The organism is Streptomyces sp. NPDC044033, from assembly GCF_056434425.1.
This window is the reverse complement of record NZ_JBWKFF010000007.1, coordinates 166,751-190,076: the sequence shown is the minus strand read 5'-3', so window position 1 is coordinate 190,076 and position 23,326 is coordinate 166,751. Positions and strand designations below refer to the sequence as shown.

Below are 23,326 nucleotides of genomic sequence, written 5' to 3'. Positions count from 1 at the left end.
GCGCCAGCTTATGCGGGGCGGGGGCGGGGGCCGGTCAGAGCCAGCCGTTGCGCTTGAAGCCGCGGTGGATCGTGAAGCAGATCACCACGGTCACGATCATGACGGCCGGGTAGCCGTACTTCCACTTCAACTCCGGCATGTGCTCGAAGTTCATGCCGTAGACCCCGGCGATCATCGTCGGGACCGCGAAGATCGCCGCCCAGGAGGTGATCTTGCGCATGTCCTCGTTCTGCGCCACGGACGCCTGCGCCAGATTGGCCTGGAGGATCGAGTTGAGCAGGTCGTCGAAGGAGATCACCTGCTCGTGCACGCGCGCGAGGTGGTCGGCGACGTCGCGGAAGTACTTCTGGATGTCCGGGTCGACCAGCCGCATCGGCCGCTCGCTGAGCACCTGCATCGGCCGCAGCAGCGGGGTGACCGCCCGCTTGAACTCCAGCACCTCCCGCTTGAGCTGGTAGATCCGGCTCGCGTCGCCGCCTCGCGAACTGCCCTTGGCCGGGGCCGAGAACACATCGATCTCGACCTCGTCGATGTCGTCCTGCACGGCGTCGGCGACCGCGATATAGCCGTCGACGACCTGGTCGGAGATGGCGTGCAGCACGGCCGACGGGCCCTTGGCGAGCAGCTCCGGGTCGTCCTGCATCCGGTGCCGCAGCGCACGCAGCGACCCCTGCCCGCCGTGCCGCACGGTGATGATGAAGTCCCGGCCGGTGAAGCACATCACCTCGCCGGTCTCCACGACCTCGCTGGTGGCGGTGAGTTCGGTGTGCTCGACGTAGTGGATGGTCTTGAAGACGGTGAACAGCGTGTCGTCGTACCGCTCCAGCTTGGGGCGCTGGTGGGCGTGGACGGCGTCCTCGACGGCGAGCGGGTGCAGCCCGAATTCCTGGGCGATGCCGGAGAACTCCCGCTCGGTGGGCTCGTGCAGCCCGATCCAGGCGAAGCCGCCGCCGCTCTCGGTGCGCACCCGCCGCATGGCCTCGGCGGGGCTGACGTGCTCGCTGACGCGGCGGCCGTCGCGGTACACGGCGCAGTCGACGACGGCGCTGTTGGCGGACGGGTCGCGGGTGGTGTCGTAGTCGTACGGGGCGTGGCCGCGCCGCAGGGCGGGACGGACGGCGGCGCGCAGGTCGCGAATCATCGACAAGGCTGACTCCTTCACGGGCCGGCCGGCAGCGAGGGCGCGGAGCGCAACGCTGCCCGGAACGTGGACGTGCGGCCTGGGATCAAAGCCACGTCCGCGAAGCGGGCGGCGTTCCGTGCGATGAGGCTGTCGGCAGTTCGCGGGGAACACGGAACAAGCGAGACGAAGGCGCTCTTCCGTCAAGTGCTGCGGACGCGAAAGGACTTCCGGTGTTTGAGGGATGAGAAGCCGGGTACGGAAGGCTTCAGACCACCGGGGGACGCATACCGAGCGGGAGAACGGGAGAACTGTCGGTACTGCACGGTCGACTTGGATCACCCATCGCAGCCCCACCTCCTCCGGCCGGTCCCCGTTGGGGGACTGACGTAACTCCCTGACACAAGCGGCCAGGCTAGCAGCCGCGGTAAGGGCCCCGGTCCGCCTTTGCCCGTTCGATACGCGTTCTATGCTCGCTCCATGGCAGACGTTCTTCAGCAGGTCGAGGCCCGGCTGCGCACAGCGCTGGGCGAACCGGACGCACGGGCCGCGGTGACCTTCCTGGGGACGGACCGCGTCGAGGTGCTGCGCTTCGTGGCCGGATCCGGGGCGGCGGAGGGCGGCGGTACGGTCCGCTACGCCACCCTCGGCATGTCCGCCCAGCCGATGGCCGACCCGGCCGACATCCTCGCCGACCCGGTCCGCGGGCCCCGCGCGGAACTGGTGCTCTCCGTACGCACGGGCCGCGCCGACACCGACCGGGTGCTCCGCCCGCTGGCGGTCCTCGCGGCCTCGCCGCAGGTCGAGGGCGTCGTCGTGGCCCCCGGCGGCTCACTGGACGTCGGCGAGCCGCTCTGGCCCGGCGCGCCCTTCACGTCCGTACTCGTCGGAGCGGGCGGCGGGCTCGTGGCGGATCTGGAGCTGGACGACCCGATGGCCCCGGTGACCTTCCTGCCGCTCCTGCCGATGACGGCGAACGAGGCGGCCTGGAAGCGCGTGCACGGCGCGGCGGCGCTGGAGGAGCGGTGGCTGCGGCACGGCACGGATCTGCGGGACCCGCTGCGCGGCAGCGTCCCGCTCGGGGGATGACGCAGGCTCTGACGCCGGCTCGCCGGGGCGTGGGCGCGTGGAAGCCCCGCCACGCGGTGGGGGAAACGCGCGTGGCGGGGCGGTAGGGGGGAGCGGGGCCTGGGGCTCGACCCGGGGGAGCGGGCCCGAGGCTCAGCTCGGGGGAGCGGGGCCCGGGGCTCAGCTCGCGAAGACCGAGACGCTGTCCTCCGTGGCGTGGGCCGGCTCCAGCTCCTCGGCCTCCATGGTCAGCGGACGGCGGCGGACCCAGACGATCACGGCGCCGATGACCGCGGTGGCGGCGGCGACCACGAACGGGATGTGGATGTTGGACCAGCCCTCGATCTTCGGCGCGAGGAAGGGGGCCGCGGCCGCCGCGAACCAGCGCACGAAGTTGTAGCCCGCGCTGGCCACCGGCCGCGGCGCGTCCGAGACGCCGAGCGCCAGCTCCGTGTAGACGGTGTTGTTCAGGCCGATGAAGGCGCCCGAGACGATCGTGCAGGCGATGGCCGCGGTGTGGTCGCCGAAGCCGAGGAACAGCAGGTCCACGGCGAGCAGGACCAGCGAGGCGCCCAGCACCTTCAGCGAGCCGAAGCGGGCCTGCGCCCGCGGGGCGACGAGCACGGAGAAGACGGCGAGCAGCACGCCCCAGGCGAAGAAGACGCCGCCGGACTTGTACGGCGACATGTTCAGCACGAACGGCGTGAAGGCCAGCACCGTGAAGAACGAGTAGTTGTAGAAGAAGGCCGAGGCCGCGGCGGAGGCGAGGCCGGGGTGGCCCAGCGCCTTGACCGGGTCCAGCAGCGATGTCTTGTGGGCCGGCTTCGGCTGCTCCTTGAGGAGCGCGGTGATGGCGATGAACCCGATGGCCATCAGCACGGCGGTGCCGAAGAACGGGTAGCGCCACTTCATGTCGCCGAGGATCGCGCCGACCAGCGGGCCGCAGGCCATGCCGAGCCCGAGGGCGGATTCGTACAGCAGGATCGCCGCGGCGCTGCCGCCGGCCGCGGCGCCGACGATGACGGCGAGGGCGGTCGAGACGAAGAGCGCGTTGCCCAGGCCCCAGCCGGCCCGGAAGCCGACCAGTTCGCCGACGGAGCCGGAGGTGCCGGAGAGGGCGGCGAAGACGACGACCAGCGCCAGGCCCGCGAGCAGTGTCTTCTTGCCGCCGATGCGGCTGGAGACGAAACCGGTGACCAGCATCGCGACGGCGGTGATCAGGAAGTACGACGTGAAGAGGAGGGACACCTGGCTGGGGGAGGCGTCCAGGCCCTTGGCGATGGAAGGGAGGATCGGGTCCACGAGCCCGATGCCCATGAAGGCGACGACCGATGCCCCCGCCGTGGCCCAGACGGCCTTCGGCTGGCGCAGCAGGCTGGTCGCACCCTCGTCGAACGGATCCTCTCCGGCACTGTTCTGCTTCATGCGTGCCCCACCCTTCTCCGGGCGCGTCGATGCGTGTCCGGCGTGTGACCGATGTGTGTGACGGTCTCCGCGGAGATCGTTGCTGTTTACACACAATAATTTAGAGACCCTAATAAGTGCAAGTGCCATCTAGTTTTGGCAGGTGGGCGACGCCCGGCCGGGTGATCAGGGGGTGATCGTCCTTGACGCGACGACCACCGGAGAGGACCGTTGGTCCTTATGAGGGGCGAACCCAGTTGCCCGAAGTGCGGTGGCCGGGTGCGAGCGCCCGGTCTCTTTGCCGACACCTGGCAGTGCGGAGTGCACGGCACCGTGCACCCTCTCCAGCCTGTCGTGCCGCCGAGCGTCGAGGCGCTGGCCGTCGTGGTGAACCGCGCCCGGGTCCCCGTATGGATGCCGTGGCCGCTGCCCGTCGGCTGGCTGTTCACCGGGGTGGCCTGCGCGGGCGACGACCGCGACGGCGGCCGCGCCACGGCGGTGGCCTGCTCGGGCCCCGGACCGCTCGGCGGCCCCGGGGAGCTGGTGCTCGTGGCGGAGGAGCTGGGCGTCGGCCTCGGCGCGCGCTACGCCGGCATCGCGGGCCCCGACCCCGGCCCGTACATGTGCGTCAACCGCCCGCCCGACGCCAAGGTGCTGGCGGCAGGCCGGCCCACCCCGCTCTGGCACGTCGAGGGCGCCCCCGAGGACCGCGCGGTCTTCGCGGGCGAGGCGCGCGGGCTGTGGCTGTGGGCCGTGGTCTGGCCGGAGCGGTCCGGGCTGATGATGTACGACGAACTGGTCCTGACCGACCTGCGCGAAGCGGGCGCCGAAGTGGACCTGCTGCCGTGCGGCGCGCTGTCGCCGCGTGTCATCGCACGGCCCGACGCCCGCTGACGGGCGGCCGTACGGGCGGCACGTACGGGCGGATCGGCCGTCGACGCGGCCCGGGCGGAGTGGCCGTCATCGCGGGCCCGGGCGGATCAGCCGTCGGCGCGGGCCTGAGCGGAGTGGTCGTCGACGTGGTCTGAAGGCCGTCGGCGGGGGTCCGCTTCCGGCCGCGGCACGGCCGTGTTCGAACGGCGGTTATCCTGATCCAGTCCCCTTCCGTGTCCCGAGCCGAGTCTGGAGCCGTGCCGTGCGCATCGACCTGCACACCCACTCCACGGCTTCGGATGGCGTCGACACCCCCGCCGAGCTGGTACGCAACGCCGCTGCGGCCGGGCTGGACGTCGTGGCGCTGACCGATCACGACAGCGTCGGCGGCTACGCGGAGGCCGTCGGGGCCCTGCCCGCCGGGCTGACCCTGGTCACCGGGGCCGAGCTCTCCTGCCGCTGGGTCCCTGAGTCGCCGGACGGCGACGGCATCGGCATGCACATGCTCGCCTACCTCTTCGACCCTCGGGAGCCCGAGCTGTGGCGCGAGCGCGAGCTCGTGCGCGACGGCCGGGTGCCCCGCGCCCAGGGCATGGTCGCCAAACTCCAGGACCTCGGCGTCCCCGTCACCTGGGAGCGGGTGGCGGCGATCGCCGGCGACGGAGCCGTCGGGCGGCCCCACGTGGCCGCGGCCCTCGTCGAGCTGGGCGTCGTAGACAGCGTCTCCGACGCCTTCACGCCGCAGTGGCTCGCCAATGACGGGCGTGCCTACGTCGACAAGTACGAGTTCGACCCCTTCGACGCCATCCGCCTGGTCAAGGCCGCCGGTGGCGTCACCGTCTTCGCGCACCCGATGGCGCTCAAGCGCGGCCGGTGCGTACCGGAGAGCGCGATCGCCGAACTGGCCGCGGCCGGTCTCGACGGCATCGAGGTCGACCACATGGACCACGACGAGCCGACCCGCGCCCGGCTGCGCGGGCTCGCCGCCGACCTCGGGCTGCTGGCCACCGGCTCCAGCGATTACCACGGCAGCCGCAAGGCGTGTGAGCTCGGAGAGTTCACGACCGACCCGGAGATCTACGGCGAGATCACCCGCCGCGCGACCGGCGCCTTCCCCGTGCCCGGCGCGGGCGGCTGAGTCCGTACGCACCGCCGGTAGGGCCTGTGCAGCGCTCGTACGGCTCGTAGCGCTGCCTCCTCCCTCTCCTGTCACCCCTCACCCGTACCGCTAGTACCACCTCGTGCAAGGCCATCACTGTGTTCGACTTTGCTGTCTTCGGGTCCCTTTTTGTCACGCTATTTGTGATCATGGACCCGCCCGGTATCACGCCCATCTTCCTCGCCCTCACCTCCGGCCGACCCGCCAAGATCCAGCGCAAGATGGCCTGGCAGGCGGCCACGGTCGCGTTCGGGGTCATAGCCGTCTTCGGCCTCTTCGGCCATCAGATCCTGGGCCGGCTGCACATCACGCCGCCCGCGTTGATGATCGCGGGCGGGCTGCTGCTCCTGCTCGTCGCGCTCAGCCTGCTGACCGGGAAGTCCGAGCAGCCGACGCAGACGAAGGACGTCAACGTCGCGCTCGTACCGCTGGGCATGCCGCTGCTGGCCGGGCCGGGCGCGATCGTCTCGGTGATCCTCGCGGTGCAGCACGCGAACGGCGCCGCCGAGCAGGTCTCGGTGTGGGCCGCCATCGCGGCGATGCACGTGGTGCTGTGGCTGGTGATGCGCTATTCGCTGCTGATCATCCGGGTGATCAAGGACGGTGGCGTGGTGCTGGTGACACGGCTCGCCGGCATGATGCTCTCCGCGCTCGCGGTGCAGCAGATCATCAACGGCGTCACCCAGGTCGTGCACGGCGCGTAGCCGTAGCGCTGCCGGTCGACGCCGGTGCGGCGCCTCATCGTGAGCGCGCCCCCGAACGCCACGAAGCGCCCCGTACCTTCTTGTACGGGGCGCTCGGCGTCAGAGGTGCTGCGTAAGGCGTTACCGGGCCGCTGTGTCGGCCGGACGGATATATATGCGCTGGCCGATCGCTGCGGCCTGCTGCACGATCCGATTGACGGAGGCGGCGTCCACGACGGTGCTGTCCACGGCGTTGCCGTCCACATCGTCCAGTCGCATGATCTCGAAGCGCAAGGCTTCTCCCTTCGTCTGATCCTCCTGAGGAGAACTTCTGAGTAATGGTGCGCGGCGCTACAGTGCGCCCCGTTCCTGATGGGTACAACGAGGTGCACTATGAAAAGATTCCCTACGCTAAAGAAAATTTTCGCGAGCCTAAGTACCTGCTGGTGAAGCGGCCAGTTGTGCCCGCCGCGCGGCCCCCCGGACAATGAGACGCGTATGAACGACGTCCGGCCCTCAGGGCCCATCGACCTCACCACGATCGCCACCGGCATCGAGCGCACCAACGAGCTGCTCACGCGCGTACTGGCCGAAGTGGCGACCACCCCCTCCACGCACGCGATCTTCGTGGACGCCGGCTATGTCTACGCCGCCGCGGGCCGCCTCGTCACCGGGACGGAGGACCGGCGCACCTTCGAGCTCGACGCGGAAGGGCTGATCGAAGCCTTCATCGACAAGGCGCGCATGATCTTCCCCGACAGCAGACTGCTCCGCGTCTACTGGTACGACGGGGCCCGCCGCCGCATCCACACCAATGAACAGCAGCGCATCGCCGAGCTCCCGGACGTCAAGGTGCGGCTCGGCAACCTCAACGCCAACAATCAGCAGAAGGGCGTCGACTCGCTCATCCGCACCGACCTGGAGTCGCTCGCGCGGCACCGCGCCATCAGCGACGCCGCCCTCATCGGCGGCGACGAGGACCTCGTCTCGGCCGTCGAGGCCGCGCAGGGTTACGGCGCGCGCGTGCACCTGTGGGGCATCGAGGCCGTCGGCGGGCGCAACCAGGCCGAGCCCCTGCTGTGGGAGGTCGACAGCCAGCGCACGTTCGACGTCGACTTCTGCAAGCCGTACGTGGCACGGCGTACGGGCCTGTGCGGGCAGGAGTCGTACGCGGCCGATCCGGGCGCGGCGGCCGGGGGCGGCGAGGGGCCGGCGCACAGCCGCGAAGAGGTGCGGTTCGTGGGCGCACAGGTCGCGGCGCGGTGGCTCGGTGAGCGCGGCCGCGAATCGCTCGCCGAGCTGCTGCCCGGCCACCCCTATCTGCCGGGCCCCGCCGACCAGGAGCTTCTGGTGGAGGCGGAGCGGCTCCTCGGGCTCTCGCTACGGGCCCACGCCGATCTGCGGCGGGCGCTGCGGGACGGCTTCTGGGAGCACCTTCAGACTCAGTACTGACCGGGGGTTGCCGCCGCGGGGCGTGCCCCTGTGTTGAGCGGGGTCGGTCCTGTGCGGGCCCCGCCTCCGTATCTCCGTATCGAGGGGGCCGTGGGATCTCCGTATTGAGGGGCCGCGGGCTCAGGGCTGCGACCAGAACGCCGCCAGCGCCGCCGCCGTTTCCTTCGGCCGCTCCGCGTTGGGGGAGTGCTCCGCCCCCTCGATCACCGTGCGGCGGGCCGACAGCCGCTCGGCCATCGCGTCCATCAGCGGCACCGGCCAGGCGTAGTCGACCGCGCCGGAGACCACGTGCTTCGGCAGCGCCACCGCCGCCAGTTCCGCCACCCGGTCCGGTTCGCTCATCAACTGACGCCCCGTACCGATGAGTTGAGACGCCTCGGTGCCGATCCAGCGGCGGTGGAGAAAGTCGTCCAGGGCCAAAGGCGTCTTCTCGTCCGCCGCGTTCTCCGCGTCCATGGCGCGCATCGCCAGCCAGACCGTCTCCTTGTCCCGCGTGGACAGGGCGTCGATGAGCAGCTTCGTACGGGCCTGCTGCTCCGCCGAGATGGCGGCCGGGCCGCTGCTCATGATGGTCAGCGACCGGAAGGGCGACGCGTCGCGCAGCACCGCCGCGCGCGTGATCAGCCCGCCGAGGGAGTGGCCGAGCAGGTGGACCGGTCCGTCACCGAGCGCCGCGGCCTGCGCGTGGACGTCCGCCGCCAGCTCGTCCTGCCCGTACGCGGCCTCGTCGGCCGGGCCCTCGCTCTCGTACTGGCCCCTGCCGTCGACGGCCACGACCCGGAACCCGGCCCGCGCCAGGGGTTCCAGCAGGGCGTTGAAGTCCTCTTTGCTGCCGGTGAACCCCGGGACGAGCAGGGCGGTGGCCCGCGGTTCGGCCGCCGGGGGGCGCGCGTCGCACACGGCGAAGGCGCCGCGCTCGGTCTTCAGTCGGTACGCACGGGCGCACGCGGGCAAGGTGAGTATCGGCGGCCTGCTCATGCCCTGAGGCTATCCGCCGCCCCGCGGCCGCTGTCGGCCAGCCGCCGTCCGGAGGCCGAACAGGGGGCGGCGCGGTCGCGCATACGACGAAGGCCCGCGTCCCCGGCGAACGGGGATACGGGCCTTCGACGTCGTCGTACCGGGTCAGCCTTCGGTCGTCGCCTTGGGCTTGGTGGTGCGGGTGCGCTTGGGCTTGGCGGGGGCTTCGGCGGTCGCGTCCGCGTCCCCGTCCGTCACCGGCTTCGCGGCCCGCGTGGCGCGGCGCTTGGGCTTGGCCTCGGCGCTCTCCACGGCGGCCTCGGCCGCATCGGCCTTGGGCTTGGCGGTCCGCGTGCGCTTGGCCTTGGCGGGGGCCTCGACGCTCGCGTCCATGCCCTCGGCCGCGGTCACCTCGGCCTTGGCCTTGGCGGTGCGGGTGCGCTTCGCCTTGGCCGGGGCCTCGGCGTTCGCGTCCGTGCCCTCGGCCGTGGCGACGGCGGCCTCGGCTGCTTCGGCGGCCTTGGGCTTGGTGGTGCGGGTGCGCTTGGGCTTGGCCGGCGCTTCGGCCGTCGCGTCCGCGTCCACTGCCGCCTCGACGGCCTTGGCCTTGGTGGTGCGGGTGCGCTTCGCCTTGGCCGGGGCCTCGGCGTTCGCGTCCGTGCCCTCGGCCGTGGCGACGGCGGCCTCGGCGGCCTTCGGCTTGCTCGTCCGGGTGCGCTTGGGCTTGGCCGGGGCCTCGGCCGTCGCGTCCGCGTCCACTGCCGCCTCGACGGCCTTGGGCTTCGTGCTGCGGGTGCGCTTCGCCTTGGCCGGGGCCTCGGCGCTCGCGTCCGTACCCTCCGCCGTGGCGACGGCGGCCTCGGCCTCAGCGGCCTTCGGCTTCGCGGCCCGCGCGCGCTTCGGCTTGGCGGAGCCCCCGTCCGCCTGGGCGGCCATGCTCGCGATCGTGCTCTCGACCGTGATGAAGGACGGCTCGTCCACCGCCGGCCTGGCGATGCGCGCACGGCGGCGGCGCGGCTTGACCGCGGCCTCCTCCACGACGGCGGAACCGGCAGCGGAACCGACGGCGGCGGCGGGGCGTGTGGCGGCGGGCCGTGCGGCAGCGGGCTTCGCGGCGGTGGTGTCCGCGGCCTTCACCGCCTTCACGGGCTCCGGGGCCGCCACGGTCGCGGCACCGGCCGCCGCGGTCACCGGGGCCGTGGCCGTGGCCTGCGGCGCTACCGCCGCGGGTGCCGAACCGTTGCGGGTGCGGCGACGGCGGCGCGGCGTCCGGGGGGTCTTGGGCGCGCCCTCCGCGACGGTCTCTCCAGCGGTCTCGGCGGCCACCGGGGTCACGGGCGACGCCGTGGACTCGGAGCCCGCCGTCGAGCCGCCGCGCGTGCGGCGGCGTTGACGCGGGGTGTGGTCCCGTGCCGGGCGCTCCTCCGTCACGACGGGCGCCGCCGTGACGGGCTTGCGGCCGCGGCCCCGGCCGCCCGTCTCGCCGAGGTCCTCGATCTCCTCGGCCGCCAGCCCGGCCCGCGTGCGCTCGCCGCGCGGCAGTATCCCCTTGGTGCCCTTGGGGATGGACAGCAGCTCGTAGAGGTGCTCGGAGGTGGAGTACGTCTCCTCCGGCTCGTCGAACGGCAGGTCCAGCGCCTTGTTGATCAGCTTCCAGCGCGGGATGTCGTCCCAGTCGACCAGCGTGATCGCCGTGCCGGACTTGCCCGCGCGGCCCGTACGGCCGATGCGGTGCAGGTAGGTCTTCTCGTCCTCGGGGGACTGGTAGTTGATGACATGCGTCACGTTGTCGACGTCGATGCCGCGGGCGGCGACGTCGGTGCAGACCAGCACGTCGACCTTGCCGTTGCGGAAGGCGCGCAGCGCCTGCTCACGGGCGCCCTGGCCGAGGTCGCCGTGGACCGCGCCGGACGCGAAGCCGCGCCGCGCGAGCTGGTCGGCGATGTCGGCGGCCGTGCGCTTCGTGCGGCAGAAGACCATCGCGAGCCCCCGGCCGTCGGCCTGGAGGATGCGCGAGACCAGCTCCGGCTTGTCCATGGAGTGGGCGCGGAAGATGTGCTGCGTGGTGTTGCGGACGGTCTGGCCCTCGTCGTCCGGCGACGTGGCGCGGATGTGCGTGGGCTGCGACATATAGCGGCGGGCGAGGCCGATGACGGCGCCCGGCATGGTCGCCGAGAACAGCATCGTCTGGCGCTTCGCCGGAAGCATGGTGATGATCCGCTCGACGTCGGGCAGGAAGCCCAGGTCGAGCATCTCGTCGGCCTCGTCGAGGACGAGGGCCTTGACGTGCGAGAGGTCGAGCTTCTTCTGGCCCGCGAGGTCCAGCAGCCGGCCCGGGGTGCCGACGATCACGTCGACGCCCTTCTTGAGGGCCTCGACCTGCGGCTCGTAGGCGCGGCCGCCGTAGATGGCGAGGACGCGCACATTACGGACCTTGCCGGCGGTCAGCAGGTCGTTGGTGACCTGCTGGCAGAGCTCGCGGGTGGGGACGACCACGAGCGCCTGCGGGGCGTCGGTCAGCCGCTCGGGCTTGGCCCGGCCCGCCTCGACGTCCGCGGGGACGGTGACGCGCTCCAGCAGCGGCAGACCGAAGCCCAGCGTCTTGCCGGTGCCGGTCTTGGCCTGGCCGATGACGTCGGAGCCGCTGAGGGCGACCGGGAGCGTCATCTCCTGGATGGGGAAGGGGGACACGATGCCGACGGCCTCAAGGGCCTCGGCCGTCTCGGAAAGAATCCCGAGGTCTCGGAAAGTGGACAGAATCTTGCCTCTTCTGTGAGACGCGGAGCGAGGCGGCGAAGGGGGTCGTACCGCGCCGGGTACTCGGCCGGCCATGGAGGGGCCGGATGACGCGGGACCACTGCCTTCGCTCGTGCGCACGTGCCGCGAGCGGTTCCCTGCTTGGCGTGCGTACAGCTCGTACGCGCCGCGCTGAGGGCGGTCGGGTGGAAGCCGATCGGGCCACCGACCGGGCATCCGCTGGGGTCCGGGAGGCTTGCTCCCGAAAGACACAGCATAGGGACGGCCCACCGATACTCGGCAGGCGCAATACCACTGTACCCCGGAATCGTGCATATGTGTTGGGGCAAACCTTTGTGCGAGTGGGGCACGCGTGGTTGAGCAGGGGCTTCCTCTTCCTGGCGAGCGGGCTATTGTGCGGACCATGGAGACGCCTGACAACGCCGCTGCCGCCGCTGAAGAACACACCGGAATCGCTGCCCAGGACTGGGCCCAGGCATCCGCCGAACCGCAGTACAAGGCCGCGGTCGTCGATCTGCTGGGCGCGCTCGCCTACGGTGAGCTGGCCGCCTTCGAGCGCCTCGCGGAGGACGCGAAGCTGGCGCCGACCCTCGACGACAAGGCGGAGCTGGCGAAGATGGCCTCCGCCGAGTTCCAGCACTTCCAGCGGTTGCGGGACCGGCTGACGGCCATCGGCGCCGAGCCCACCGGGGCGATGGAGCCGTTCGCCGCCGCGCTGGACGAGTTCCACCGCCAGACCGCGCCGTCCGACTGGCTGGAGGGCCTGGTCAAGGCGTACGTCGGCGACTCGATCGCCAGCGACTTCTACCGGGAGGTGGCGGCCCGGCTCGACTCCGACACGCGCGGCCTGGTGCTGACCGTCCTGGACGACACCGGGCACGCGACCTTCGCGGTCGAAAAGGTACGGGCCGCGATCGAGGCCGAGCCGCGGGTCGGCGGGCGTCTCGCGCTGTGGGCCCGGCGGCTGATGGGCGAGGCGCTCTCGCAGGCGCAGCGGGTCGTCGCGGACCGCGACGCGCTGTCGACCATGCTGGTCGGCGGGGTGGCCGACGGCTTCGACCTCGCGGAGGTCGGCAAGATGTTCTCCCGCATCACCGAGGCCCACACCAAGCGCATGGCCGCGCTCGGCCTCGCCGCTTGACGCGCCCCTGGGCTTGACGCGACTCCCGGCGCGACGGCCCCCGCCATCACGGCGTCGGGGGCCGGTCTGCCCGGCGGTCACGGTCCGTCGGCTCGTACGCGTACGGCCCCGAGCGGAGCTGCCACCACCCACTGACGGCCTGACCGGGGACACCGGCGCGAGGTCGGTGACCTGGGCAAGCGGTCGCCGGAAGTCCGCCGGAAGCCGGCGCTACGGGCGAGCGGACCTCAGAGCCGCCGCCGCGGTCGAGCGGACGTCAGGCCCGTCAGGCGGTGACTGATCGGCGGACGTGGCTCGCGGGGCGCAGCAGCAGCGACAGCAGCGCCACACCGAGCGCCGCGCCCGCGATCAAGGTCGCGACGGCGTGACCGGGGCCGAGGACGGCGTGCGCGAGCAGGGTGCCGAAGAGGGCCGCGCCCGGTCCCGTGGCGAGGGTCAGGGTGCGCGAGGGGAAACGGTCGGGCAGCCGCCGCACGGCGCCCAAGGCCATGGCGAAGCCAATGAGGACTGAGCCGAACGCTTCCAGGAAAATCATGGTGCGATCCCTCCCGCTACGGCCGAAGCGCAAGTGCAAATCGGTCGTAGCCGGTCTTACCCAAGGGCTATGTGCAGCAACCCTCTCCCGCTCTTCCGCCTCCGGAGCTCCGGGAACGGGTCTCCCGGAGGCGCTTGTACCGGTGATGACAACGGCGGGGCCCCGGTGATTCCCACCGGGGCCCCGCCGTCGAACGCCGAACGCTGATCAGAGCGCGCTGAAACCGACCTTGCGGGCGTTCGGCTCGCCGATCTCGACGTATGCGAGTCGTTCGGCCGGCACCAGGACCTTGCGTCCGTGGTCGTCCACGAGGCTCAGCAGCTGCGATTTGCCGCCCAGCGCATCGGCAACCGCGCGCTCGACATCCTCGGCAGACTGCCCGCTCTCCAGAACGATCTCGCGGGGTGCGTGCTGCACGCCGATCTTGACCTCCACGGCTTCTGTCCCTCCGAAAGTCAGAGCCTGGGACATATCCCGGGTCGGATCAGCGCGCGTGCCAGACGACGGGCGCCCGGCCAGGGGTATGACCCAGGCTCTCAGTTGGGTGCGCGGTCAGCCGCGCCGTACGCAGCACACATTAGCCCGGTACGGGCATGTGGCGGGGCGCGGGCCGCACGCCCGCAGCGAACAGAGGATCAGCGGCCCGGTCGCCCGGCGGCTACGCCCCGTCCGTGCCGTGCAGCGGGAAGCCCGCGATGCCGCGCCAGGTGAGCGAGGTGAGCAGTTGGACCGCGGTGTCGCGCGGCACCGTGCTGCCGCTGGAGAGCCAGTAGCGGGCGACCACCTGGGAGACGCCGCCGAGGCCCACGGCCAGCAGCATCGACTCGTCCTTGGAGAGCCCGGTGTCCTCGGCGATGACGGCGCTGATCGCCTCCGCGCACTCCAGCGACACCTTGTCTACGCGCTCGCGCACCGCGGGCTCGTTCGTCAGGTCGGACTCGAAGACGAGCCGGAAGGCGCCGCCCTCCTCCTCGACGTACGCGAAGTAGGCGTCCATCGTCGCGGCCACGCGCAGCTTGTTGTCGTTCGTCGACGCGAGGGCCGTGCGCACGGCGTGCAGCAGGGCCTCGCAGTGCTGGTCCAGCAGGGCCAGATAGAGGTCCAGCTTGCCGGGGAAGTGCTGGTAGAGGACTGGCTTGCTGACGCCGGCGCGCTCGGCGATATCGTCCATCGCCGCCGCGTGGTAGCCCTGCGCGACGAATACCTCCTGGGCCGCGCCCAGGAGCTGATTGCGTCGGGCCCGGCGCGGCAGGCGCGTGCCCCGTGGGCGCGCCTCGGTCTGCTCGATGGCTGTCACGCCGCCTCCCAAGATCAATCCATGCACGGTGTGCACCGCGCTGGCCATCGTACTTTTGGGTAACAGGCCGGCGCGCGGTCCGGGCGGAGAAATTCACGCTCTGAGCACAGTGAGAAGTCGACAAAATCCATATTGCCGACAAAGCACCTGTCTCGTCCGTGGTCACCCCGTCACCGGTAGTCCTCCTCATCGGTATCGACGACGCGGGCCTGTTCGGCCGCGTCCCCGGGATCGGCCGTGCCGGGGTCGAACCCGCTCAGGGGGTCGTCCCGGCGGGGCGTGAGGTCGGTGCGCTGTTCGGCGGCGTCGGCTTCGGGGGCCTCGACGTCGATCTCCGGCGCGCCCGCCGCGTCGCCGTCGCCGTCGTCGAAGGTTTCAGGGTCGGTCGGGTCTACAGGCATGGTGGCCCCTTTCCCGGGCGAGCGCCCTTCACACGGGCTGCCGGGCGCGCGCCCTGCACCCGAGCCTAGGAGAGGCGGGCCCGGGCCGCCACGCGATCTGTGACGGCGAACACACGGGCTCGCGGCGTGATCGTCTCGTAACATTGCCCGCATGTCTTCGACCGAGTCGCCGGATGCCCGCACTGTCCCCACGGTGCCGCCCGGGGGTTCCGTGCGGAGCCGCGCGGGGGAGGCGCTGCGGACCGTGACCCTGCCCGGCCTCACCCTGGCCGTCCGCTCCCGTCCGCCGCTGGCGGAGGGCCTGGCGCCCGCTCTGTACGTGCACGGGTTCGGCGGCTCGTCGCAGAACTGGTCCGACCTGATGGCGCGGCTCGCGCACCGGGTGGACGGCGAGGCGCTCGACCTGCCGGGGTTCGGCCACTCCCCGCCGCCGGACGACGGCGACTACTCCATCACCGGACACGCGCGGGCCGTCATCCGCTACCTCGACGCGAGCGAGCGCGGCCCGGTGCACCTGTTCGGCAACTCGATGGGCGGCGCGGTCGCCACCCGCGTCGCGGCGGTACGGCCGGACCTGGTCCGTACGGCCACGCTCATCTCGCCCGCGCTGCCCGAGCTGCGCCCGCAGCGGAGCGCCGTGCCCACGGCGATGCTGGCGGTGCCGGGGATGGTGCCGCTCTTCATCCGCGCGACCAGGGGCTGGACCCCGGAGCGGCGCACCCGGGAGGTGCTCGCGCTCTGCTACGGCGACCCGCGGCGGGTCTCGCCCGACAGCTTCGCGGAAGCCGTCGCCGAGTATGAGCGGCGGCTCGGACTCCCTTACTTCTGGGACGTGATGATGCGCTCGGCGCGCGGGATCGTCGACGCCTATACCCTCGGCGGGCAGCACTCCCTGTGGCGGCAGGCGGAGCGAGTCCTCGCGCCCACTCTGCTCGTTTACGGCATGCGAGACCAATTGGTCGCATTCCGCATGGCGCGCCGGGCGAGCCGGTCCTTCCGGGACTCGCGGCTGCTGGAGCTCGTCGAAGCGGGACACGTCGCGATGATGGAGGAGCCGGAGACAGTGGCGCGGGCCTTCGAAGAACTGCTGGAAGACGTCGATGCGCGGCACGCCCGCGGCACAGGAGGGGACGAGGCGCCTCGTGGGTAAACACAGCGCGCGCGGCCCCGCCGCCCGGCAGGCGGCGGACACCCCGCGCCCGGCGGCGCCCGCCACCCCTGGAACGGGTCGCCGCCGCGCCCCCCGGGACGACGCCGAGACCGGCGGCGCGCCGGCGGCGCGCGTGCTGGGCGAGGGCCCCGCCGGCCACCCGGAGGACCATGAACCCGGCGGCGGCTGGGGAGTGATCGGCCGACAGGCCGGTGAACCCGGCGCCGAGACGCACCAGCAGGGCGCCGAGCGGGAGTTCGCGCCCTTCGGCAGACCCCGGGCCGTGCGGCCGGATCCGCGACCGCGGTCGCAGGGCCCGATGGCGACCGGCATGGTGCCGCGCCCGCGCCAGGAGTTCATCGACGCGTTCGACTATGAGGACCACCGGCGCGACGGGGACCACCCGCGCGCCGCGAGCCACCGGCGAAACGAGGACGACGTGTTCGCCGCAGGCGCGCCCGACCAGGTGAAGGACGGCACGCGGCCCGACGGGCCGATCGTCGGACCCACCGTCCCGCCCGTGCCCGCCGATCAGGCGGTGCCGGCGAGCCGGGGCCCGGAGCGGCGCACGGGGGCCGCCAAGGGCGGCCTCGCCCGGACGCTCACCGGCGTCGCCGCCGCGGCCGTGACCGCGGTGCTGGCCGTGGTGGTCTCCGGCCAGGTCGCGCAGGACGACAAGGGCGGCGCCGCACCGCCGGCCGGGGGCGCCGAGCGGCACCACACCGACGCCACGACCCGCTCGAAGAGCCGCCCGGCGCCCCCGCCGGGCACGGTCGCGAACCAGGACCCGTACGCGGTCCAGATGGCGCAGACGTTCCCGCTGGACGCGAAGCTCCAGGCGTCCGGGGAGTTCGAGCCGGTGCCGGGGCACGACAAGGCGCCCGGCAAGGGCGAGTTGCTGCGGTACCGGGTGGACGTGGAGAAGGGGCTGGGGCTGAACGGCGCGCTGTTCGCCGAGGCCGTGCAGAAGACCCTGAACGACGACCGGAGCTGGGCCCATGGCGGCCGCCGCACCTTCGAGCGGGTCTCGACCGGCCACGCGGACTTCGTGATCAGCCTGGCCAGCCCCGGCACCACCGCGAAGTGGTGCGCGAAGTCGGGCTTGGACACCACCCAGGACAACGTCTCGTGCGACTCGGCGGCCACCGAGCGCGTGATGATCAACGCCTACCGGTGGGCGCGGGGCGCGGTGACCTACGGCGACGACAAGATGCACGCCTACCGGCAGATGCTGATCAACCACGAGGTCGGGCACCGGCTCGGGCGCAACCACGAGTCCTGCCCGAAGGAGGGCGCGCTCGCGCCGGTGATGATGCAGCAGACGAAGTTCCTGACGCTGGACGGCGCGACCTGCCGGGCCAACCCGTGGCCGCATCCCCAAGGGTGAGCACCCCGGAGCGGGCGTCTCGGAAGGCGAGCGTCCTCAAGAGGGAGCACTGCTGAGAGGGAGCACCGCTGAGAGGGAGCACCGCTGAGAGGGAGCGCCGCCGCCGCTGAGCGGGGCCCCGAGAGCGCCGTCAAGGGCGGGAATCCCAGAAAGTGAGACCTGGAGTCTCTGATCGTGGGACACCTTTGCCAGCGGTCGGATATTCGTCCAGGATTCTCCGCATGTCGCATCGCCATGCCCCCGAACACGCCGCCTTCGAGCTGGCGCTGATCGGCGTGGCCGCGCATGCGATCGCCGACATTCTCTGTCGCTGAGACCGCGCCTCTTCCGCGTTTTCTGCTTTCCCCCGCGTCTCATCGCTGACCTCTGCGTGCCCGCCGGGGGCGGTCCAGCGCCCGGCCACCGCATACGGGCTCCTCCCTGCCGCCTTCCGTGGGTGCTCCATGTCGCCACCCTGTGAAAGGCCACTTCAGCCATGCGTCAACTGCCCCTCATATCGCGCCGCGCGGTCGCCGCCGCCGTCGGAATCGCCCTGGTCGGCGGCGTGGCGGCCTGCGGACCCAAGGAGGCCGGCGACGCCGGGAGCGGCGGCGCGGCCGGAGCCCCGAAGCGGGGCGGCGCGCTCACCGTCCTCAACCGCGACCCGCAGAAGGACTTCGACCCGGCCCGCCTCTACACCTCCGGCGGCGGCAACATCCCCTCCCTCGTCTTCCGCACCCTCACCACCCGCAACCGCGCGGACGGCGCCGCCGGCACCAAGGTCGTCCCCGACCTCGCCACGGACCTGGGCAAGCCCAGCGAAGACGCCAAGGTCTGGACGTACAAGCTCAAGAACGGCCTCGCGTACGAGGACGGCTCGCCGATCACCAGCGCCGACGTCAAATACGGGATCGAGCGCTCCTTCGCCGGTGAACTCTCGGGCGGCGCACCGTACTTGAGGGACTGGCTGATCGGCGGCGAGCACTATCAGGGGCCCTACAAGGACAAGAGCGGGGACGGGCTTAAGTCCATCGGGACGCCCGACGCGAAGACCCTCGTCTTCCACCTCAAGAAGCCCGAGGGCGATTTCCCCTACCTCGCCACGCAGACGCAGTTCACACCGGTGCCCAAGGCGAAGGACACCGGCACCAAGTACGAGGAGCACCCCGTCTCCTCCGGCCCGTACAAGGTCGTCCGCAACACCGGCGACGGCGAGCGGCTGCTGCTGGAGCGCAACCCCCACTGGTCCGCGAAGACCGACAGCCAGCGGCACGCCTACCCCGACACCATCGACGTGAAGTCGGGGCTGGACCCCGCCGTCATCAACCAGCGGCTGTCCACCGGTTCCGGCCCGGACGCCGCCGCCATCACCACCGACACCAACCTGGGACCTGCCGAACTCGCCCAGGTCGGCAGCGACAAGCAGCTCGCGGAGCGGGTCGGCACCGGCCACTTCGGCTATACGAACTACCTGGCCTTCAACCCGGGGATCAAGCCGTTCGACGATCCGAAGGTGCGCCAGGCCATCTCGTACGCGGTCAACCGCACCAGCGTCGTCAACGCCGCGGGCGGCTCCTCGCTCGCCGAGGCCGCCACCACCTTCCTGCCGAACCAGAAGGCCCTCGGCTACACCGCCTACGACCACTTCCCGGCCGGGAAGACCGGCGCCCCCGACAAGGCCCGTGAGCTGCTGAAGCAGGCCGGCTACGGACAGGGCGCGCCCAAGGGCCCGCTGACCGTCACCCTCACCCACTCCACCGCCCAGGACTTCGAGACCAGCCCCGAGATCGCCACCGCGCTCCAGGCCGGGCTCAAGAAGGCCGGGATCGCCGTCAAGCTCCAGGGCCTGGAGGACAACGACTACAAGCAGCAGGTCCAGGCGACCAAGACCCAGCCCGGTCTCTTCCTCGGCCACTGGGGCGCGGACTGGCCCTCCGGCGGTCCGTTCCTCGCGCCGATCTTCGACGGGCGGCAGATCGTCGAGGACGGCGCCAACTTCAACTCGGCACGGCTGAACGATCCCAAGGTCAATGACGAGATCGACGAGATCAACAAGATCACCGACCATGACGCCGCCGCGAAGCGCTGGGGCGCTCTCGACAAGAAGATCGGCGAACAGGCCCTGACCGTCCCGCTGTTCCACCCCGTCTACAAGCGGCTCTACGGCAAGGACGCCAAGAACATCGTGATCAGCGACTGGACCGGCGTCCTCGACATCTCCCAGGTCGCGGTCAAGTGAGCGCCGCGACCCTGGAAGCGCAGCCCGCCGCCCCGACCGCGCCCTCCGGCGCCCGGCAGGTGTGGCGGCGGCTGCGGGCCCGGAAGTCCGCGCTGATCGCCGCCGCCGTCCTCGCCCTGCTGGTCCTCCTCGCGCTCGCCGCCCCGCTGCTCGGCGCCCTGGAGGGCCAGGACGTCAACGCCTACCACGACGGACTCGTCGACTCCGCGCGCGGCGGGGTGCCCGTCGGCGCGTACGGCGGGATCGGTGCCGACCACTGGTTCGGCGTCGAACCGGGCACCGGCCGGGACCTGTTCGTACGGCTCCTCTACGGCGCCCGCGTCTCGCTCGCCGTCGCCGCCGGGGCCACGCTCGTGCAGGTGTTCATCGGCGTCGCGGTCGGACTGGCCGCGGGGCTCGGCAACCGGCTCGTCGACAGCGCCCTCAGCCACATCAGCGATGTCATGGTGGCGCTGCCCATGCTCGTCTTCGCCATCGGCGTGACCGCCGTCGTGCCGTCCTCCTTCCCGCGCCCGGTGCTGCTCGTCATCGTCATCGGCCTGCTGTCCTGGGGCGGCATCGCGCGGATCGTACGGGCGCAGACCCTCTCCCTCAAGAAGCTCGACTACGTGGCCGCGGCCCGGCTCGGCGGCGCCTCGCGGCTGCGCGTCGCCCGGCGCGAGCTGCTGCCCGCGCTGGCCGCGCCCGTCATCACCTACGCCGCGATCCTGCTCCCGACCAACATCGTCACCGAGGCCGGAATGTCCTTCCTGGGCGTCGGCGTCACGCCGCCCACCCCCTCCTGGGGGCAGATGCTGTCCACCGCGACCACCTGGTTCCGCGCCGACCCCGCGTACGTGCTCCTCCCGGCGCTGCTGCTGTTCATCACCGTGCTCGCTTTCACGGTCCTCGGCGACGGGCTGCGCACGGCGCTCGACCCGCGCGCCGCGTCCCGGCTGCGGGTCGGGCGCACAGGACGCGCCGGACGCACCGGACGTACGGGGCGCGCGGGACGTACGGGGCGCGCGGGTCAGAAGAAGGAGAACCCGGCATGAGGGGCTACCTCCTGCGCAGGGCCATCGGCGCGGTCATCGTGCTCTTCGCCCTCTCACTCGTCATCTACGCGCTCTTCTACGTCGCCCCCGGCGACCCCGCCCGGCTCGCCTGCGGCCCCCGCTGCAACCCCGAGCAGATCCGCCAGGTCCGCGAGCAACTGGCCCTCGGCGACCCGGTGTACGTGCAGTACTGGCACTTCCTGCAAGGGCTCGTCGCCGGCCACGACTACTCCACCGGCACGGGCGTACTGCACTGCGACGCCCCCTGCTTCGGCCTCTCGTACCAGAACGACCAGCAGGTCACCGACCTCATCGCCCAGCGGCTGCCCGTCACGGCCTCGCTCGCGCTCGGCGCCATGGTGCTGTGGCTGCTGCTCGGAGTCGGCAGCGGGCTGCTCTCCGCGCTGCGCCGCGGCGGCGTGACCGAGCGGGTGCTGACCTGGCTGACCCTGGCCGGGACCGCCACGCCCGTCTTCATCATCGGGCTGCTGCTGCTCATGCTCTTCTGCGCGTACCTGGGCTGGCTGCCCTTCCCCTCCTACGTGGCGCTGACCGAGGACCCCGAGCAGTGGGCCTGGAACCTGCTGCTGCCGTGGACGGCGCTCGCCCTCATCGAGTCGGCGAAGTACGCGCGGCTGACCCGCAGTTCGATGCTGGAGACGCTCGCCGAGGACCACATCCGCACGTTCCGGGCGTACGGGGTCGCCGAGCGGTCCATCGTCGGCAAGCACGCGCTGCGCGGCGCGCTGCCACCGGTCATCGCGCTCACCGCGCTCGACCTCGGCTCGATGTTCGGCAACGCGGTCCTGACCGAGACGCTCTTCGGGCTGCCGGGGCTCGGGCAGCTGCTCGTGCACGCCACCCGCACCATCGACCTGCCGGTGGTGGTGGGCGTCGTGCTGGTCACGGGCGCGGCCGTCGTCATCGCCAACATCGTGGCGGACCTGCTGTACGCCGTCGCCGACCGAAGGGTGGCCCTCGCATGAGCCCTCGCGAGATCTCCGAACCGCTGGTGGAGGTCGCGGACCTCTCCGTCACGTTCCCGGTGGGCCAGGGTACGGCCGTACGGGCCGTCGACGGGCTCTCCTTCACCATGCCGCCCGGCGGCGCGCTCGGCATCGTCGGCGAATCCGGCTCCGGCAAGAGCACCGTCGCGTACGGGCTGCTCGGCCTGCACCGGGGCACCGGCGCCGAGGTCACGGGCGCGGTGCGGGTCGCGGGCCGGGACGTGCTCGCCGCCGGGGACGCCGAACTGCGCGCCCTGCGCGGCCCGGTGGCGGCCATGGTCTTCCAGGACCCGCTCTCCTCCCTCGACCCCTACGCCGCGATCGGCGACCAGATCGCCGAGGTGTACCGCGTGCACCGGCGGGGCGCGTCGCGGCGGGCGGCGCGGGCGCGCGCCGTCGACGTGCTCGACCGCGTCGGCATCCCGGACGCCGCGCGGCGCTCCCGTGCCCGCCCGCACGAGTTCAGCGGCGGCATGCGCCAGCGTGCGCTGATCGCGATGGCGCTGGCCTGCGAGCCCCGGCTCCTCGTCGCCGACGAGCCGACGACGGCCCTGGACGTGACCGTGCAGGCGCAGATCCTCGCTCTGCTGCGGGAGTTGCGCGCGGAGACCGGCATGGGGCTGCTCCTGGTCACCCACGACCTGGGGGTGGCGGCCGGCAACGTCGACGAACTGCTCGTCATGAAGGAGGGGCGCGGGGTCGAGCGCGGCCCGGCGCGGGCGGTACTGGACGCCCCGCGCGAGGACTACACGCGGGCGCTCCTGGCGGCGGTGCCGCGCGTCGACGTGCGGCGGACGGGGGGCGCGGAGCCCGCGTCCGATTCGGAGCCGCTGCTCGAAGCCAAGGGGCTGCGGCGGGAGTTCGGGCGCGGCAAGCGCGCCGTCACCGCGGTGGACGAGGTCTCGCTGACGATCCGTCCGGGGGAGACCGTGGGCGTCGTCGGGGAGTCCGGCAGCGGCAAGACGACGCTGGGGCGGATGCTCGTACGGCTGCTGGAGCCGTCCGGCGGCGCGCTGCGGTACCGGGGGCAGGACATCGGCGGGCTGCGCGAGCGCGAGCTGCGCGGCTTCCGCGGCGAAGCGCAGATGGTCTTCCAGGACCCCGTCTCCTCGCTCAATCCGAGGCGCAGCATCGGCGAGTCGATCGCGGACCCGCTGCGCACGGCCGGTGAGCTGACGGACAGTGAGATCGTGGAGCGGGTGCGTCGGTTGCTGCGGAGGGTGGGCCTCGACCCGGATGCCTACCATCGCTATCCGCACGAGTTCAGCGGCGGCCAGCGGCAGCGCGTCGGCATCGCGCGGGCGCTCGCGCCCGGGCCGAAGCTGATCGTCTGCGACGAGCCCGTCTCCGCGCTCGACGTCACCACGCAGGCTCAGGTGGTCGAGGTGCTGGAGGACGTGCAGCGGGAGTCGGGGATCGCGCTCGTCTTCATCGCGCACGACCTCGCCGTTGTACGCCAGGTGAGTGACCGCGTGGTCGTCATGCGGGACGGCCGGATCGTCGAGGAGGGGCCGGCGGACAGGGTCTACGACGACCCGCGGCACCCGTACACCCGGGGCCTGCTGGCCGCCGCACCGTCCCTCGCGCCGGTCGAGGCCGCCGCGTAGCGCGCCCCAACGCCCCACCGCCGGGAAAGTTACGCCTGTTCACCCCTTCCGGTGGGGGGGGGGGGGGGGGGGAGAG

General features: G+C 72.2%; 22 protein-coding genes. 13 read left to right on the top strand and 9 right to left on the bottom strand.

Annotation, left to right across the window (positions count from 1 at the left end; translation table 11 throughout):
* Positions 1–34 precede the first annotated feature (34 nt).
* Positions 35–1,147 carry a magnesium/cobalt transporter CorA gene (corA, locus tag AC07AB_RS15355; RefSeq protein WP_478565908.1) on the bottom strand — a complete coding sequence of 371 codons (1,113 nt, stop codon included), beginning with the start codon at positions 1,145–1,147 and terminating at the stop codon, positions 35–37.
* A gap of 453 nt (positions 1,148–1,600) precedes the next feature.
* On the opposite strand from corA, the gene AC07AB_RS15350 reads away from it, so the two are divergent.
* The gene (locus AC07AB_RS15350) at positions 1,601–2,209 is read left to right on the top strand and encodes a suppressor of fused domain protein (protein ID WP_478565905.1); all 609 of its coding nucleotides are present in this window, start codon (positions 1,601–1,603) and stop codon (positions 2,207–2,209) included.
* A 159-nt stretch (positions 2,210–2,368) separates the two neighbouring features.
* On the opposite strand, the gene AC07AB_RS15345 is transcribed toward AC07AB_RS15350, so the two are convergent.
* Positions 2,369–3,613: an MFS transporter gene (locus AC07AB_RS15345; RefSeq protein ID WP_478565902.1), complete on the bottom strand. Its 1,245-nt coding sequence runs from the start codon at positions 3,611–3,613 to the stop codon at positions 2,369–2,371.
* A gap of 219 nt (positions 3,614–3,832) precedes the next feature.
* Here AC07AB_RS15345 and AC07AB_RS15340 point away from each other — a divergent pair, with 219 nt between their 5' ends.
* The 3 genes from AC07AB_RS15340 to AC07AB_RS15330 all read left to right on the top strand — a co-directional run bounded on the left by AC07AB_RS15340 (position 3,833) and on the right by AC07AB_RS15330 (position 6,328).
* On the top strand, positions 3,833–4,486 hold the full coding sequence (locus AC07AB_RS15340) for a DUF6758 family protein (RefSeq protein ID WP_478565899.1): 654 nt from the start codon (positions 3,833–3,835) through the stop codon (positions 4,484–4,486).
* Between the two features lie 241 nt (positions 4,487–4,727).
* Positions 4,728–5,603, top strand: coding sequence for a PHP domain-containing protein (locus AC07AB_RS15335; protein ID WP_478565896.1), 876 nt, complete (start codon positions 4,728–4,730; stop codon positions 5,601–5,603).
* 119 nt (positions 5,604–5,722) lie between these two features.
* The gene (locus AC07AB_RS15330) at positions 5,723–6,328 is read left to right on the top strand and encodes a MarC family protein (RefSeq protein ID WP_478565894.1); all 606 of its coding nucleotides are present in this window, start codon (positions 5,723–5,725) and stop codon (positions 6,326–6,328) included.
* 120 nt (positions 6,329–6,448) lie between these two features.
* Here the strand turns inward: AC07AB_RS15330 and AC07AB_RS15325 are convergent, their stop codons facing one another.
* Positions 6,449–6,601: a hypothetical protein gene (locus tag AC07AB_RS15325; protein WP_169795174.1), complete on the bottom strand. Its 153-nt coding sequence runs from the start codon at positions 6,599–6,601 to the stop codon at positions 6,449–6,451.
* Between the two features lie 204 nt (positions 6,602–6,805).
* Between AC07AB_RS15325 and AC07AB_RS15320 the strand changes: the two genes are divergently transcribed.
* Positions 6,806–7,759: an NYN domain-containing protein gene (locus AC07AB_RS15320; RefSeq protein ID WP_478565891.1), complete on the top strand. Its 954-nt coding sequence runs from the start codon at positions 6,806–6,808 to the stop codon at positions 7,757–7,759.
* A 120-nt stretch (positions 7,760–7,879) separates the two neighbouring features.
* On the opposite strand, the gene AC07AB_RS15315 is transcribed toward AC07AB_RS15320, so the two are convergent.
* Positions 7,880–8,737 (bottom strand): alpha/beta fold hydrolase, encoded by an 858-nt coding sequence (locus AC07AB_RS15315; RefSeq protein WP_478565889.1) that lies wholly within the window; start codon positions 8,735–8,737, stop codon positions 7,880–7,882.
* Between the two features lie 144 nt (positions 8,738–8,881).
* Positions 8,882–11,548, bottom strand: coding sequence for a DEAD/DEAH box helicase (locus AC07AB_RS15310; RefSeq protein ID WP_478565886.1), 2,667 nt, complete (start codon positions 11,546–11,548; stop codon positions 8,882–8,884).
* 328 nt (positions 11,549–11,876) lie between these two features.
* Here AC07AB_RS15310 and AC07AB_RS15305 point away from each other — a divergent pair, with 328 nt between their 5' ends.
* The gene (locus AC07AB_RS15305; RefSeq protein ID WP_478565883.1) at positions 11,877–12,614 is read left to right on the top strand and encodes a ferritin-like fold-containing protein; all 738 of its coding nucleotides are present in this window, start codon (positions 11,877–11,879) and stop codon (positions 12,612–12,614) included.
* A 265-nt stretch (positions 12,615–12,879) separates the two neighbouring features.
* On the opposite strand, the gene AC07AB_RS15300 is transcribed toward AC07AB_RS15305, so the two are convergent.
* The 4 genes from AC07AB_RS15300 to AC07AB_RS15285 all read right to left on the bottom strand — a co-directional run bounded on the left by AC07AB_RS15300 (position 12,880) and on the right by AC07AB_RS15285 (position 14,847).
* Positions 12,880–13,149: a hypothetical protein gene (locus AC07AB_RS15300; protein WP_478565881.1), complete on the bottom strand. Its 270-nt coding sequence runs from the start codon at positions 13,147–13,149 to the stop codon at positions 12,880–12,882.
* Between the two features lie 207 nt (positions 13,150–13,356).
* Complete coding sequence (locus tag AC07AB_RS15295; protein ID WP_478565878.1) at positions 13,357–13,584, bottom strand: DUF3107 domain-containing protein; 228 nt, start codon at positions 13,582–13,584, stop codon at positions 13,357–13,359.
* 223 nt (positions 13,585–13,807) lie between these two features.
* Complete coding sequence (locus AC07AB_RS15290; protein WP_478565875.1) at positions 13,808–14,446, bottom strand: TetR/AcrR family transcriptional regulator; 639 nt, start codon at positions 14,444–14,446, stop codon at positions 13,808–13,810.
* A 170-nt stretch (positions 14,447–14,616) separates the two neighbouring features.
* Positions 14,617–14,847: a hypothetical protein gene (locus AC07AB_RS15285; protein WP_478565872.1), complete on the bottom strand. Its 231-nt coding sequence runs from the start codon at positions 14,845–14,847 to the stop codon at positions 14,617–14,619.
* Positions 14,848–14,998: 151 nt separating this feature from the next.
* Between AC07AB_RS15285 and AC07AB_RS15280 the strand changes: the two genes are divergently transcribed.
* The 7 genes from AC07AB_RS15280 to AC07AB_RS15250 all read left to right on the top strand — a co-directional run bounded on the left by AC07AB_RS15280 (position 14,999) and on the right by AC07AB_RS15250 (position 23,250).
* Positions 14,999–15,997, top strand: coding sequence for an alpha/beta fold hydrolase (locus AC07AB_RS15280; protein WP_478565869.1), 999 nt, complete (start codon positions 14,999–15,001; stop codon positions 15,995–15,997).
* Positions 15,990–17,384 (top strand): DUF3152 domain-containing protein, encoded by a 1,395-nt coding sequence (locus AC07AB_RS15275; protein ID WP_478565866.1) that lies wholly within the window; start codon positions 15,990–15,992, stop codon positions 17,382–17,384. The genes AC07AB_RS15280 and AC07AB_RS15275 overlap by 8 nt, the downstream gene beginning before the upstream one ends.
* A 221-nt stretch (positions 17,385–17,605) precedes the next feature.
* Complete coding sequence (locus AC07AB_RS15270) at positions 17,606–17,698, top strand: Ms4533A family Cys-rich leader peptide (RefSeq protein ID WP_478565863.1); 93 nt, start codon at positions 17,606–17,608, stop codon at positions 17,696–17,698.
* Between the two features lie 161 nt (positions 17,699–17,859).
* Complete coding sequence (locus AC07AB_RS15265; protein WP_478565860.1) at positions 17,860–19,602, top strand: ABC transporter substrate-binding protein; 1,743 nt, start codon at positions 17,860–17,862, stop codon at positions 19,600–19,602.
* Positions 19,599–20,636 carry an ABC transporter permease gene (locus tag AC07AB_RS15260; protein WP_478565857.1) on the top strand — a complete coding sequence of 346 codons (1,038 nt, stop codon included), beginning with the start codon at positions 19,599–19,601 and terminating at the stop codon, positions 20,634–20,636. The genes AC07AB_RS15265 and AC07AB_RS15260 overlap by 4 nt, the downstream gene beginning before the upstream one ends.
* On the top strand, positions 20,633–21,622 hold the full coding sequence (locus AC07AB_RS15255) for an ABC transporter permease (RefSeq protein WP_478565855.1): 990 nt from the start codon (positions 20,633–20,635) through the stop codon (positions 21,620–21,622). Before AC07AB_RS15260 ends, AC07AB_RS15255 begins: the two co-directional genes overlap by 4 nt.
* Positions 21,619–23,250, top strand: a complete 1,632-nt coding sequence (locus AC07AB_RS15250) for a dipeptide ABC transporter ATP-binding protein (RefSeq protein WP_478565852.1) — start codon at positions 21,619–21,621, stop codon at positions 23,248–23,250. Before AC07AB_RS15255 ends, AC07AB_RS15250 begins: the two co-directional genes overlap by 4 nt.
* The last annotated feature ends 76 nt before the right edge of the window (positions 23,251–23,326 follow it).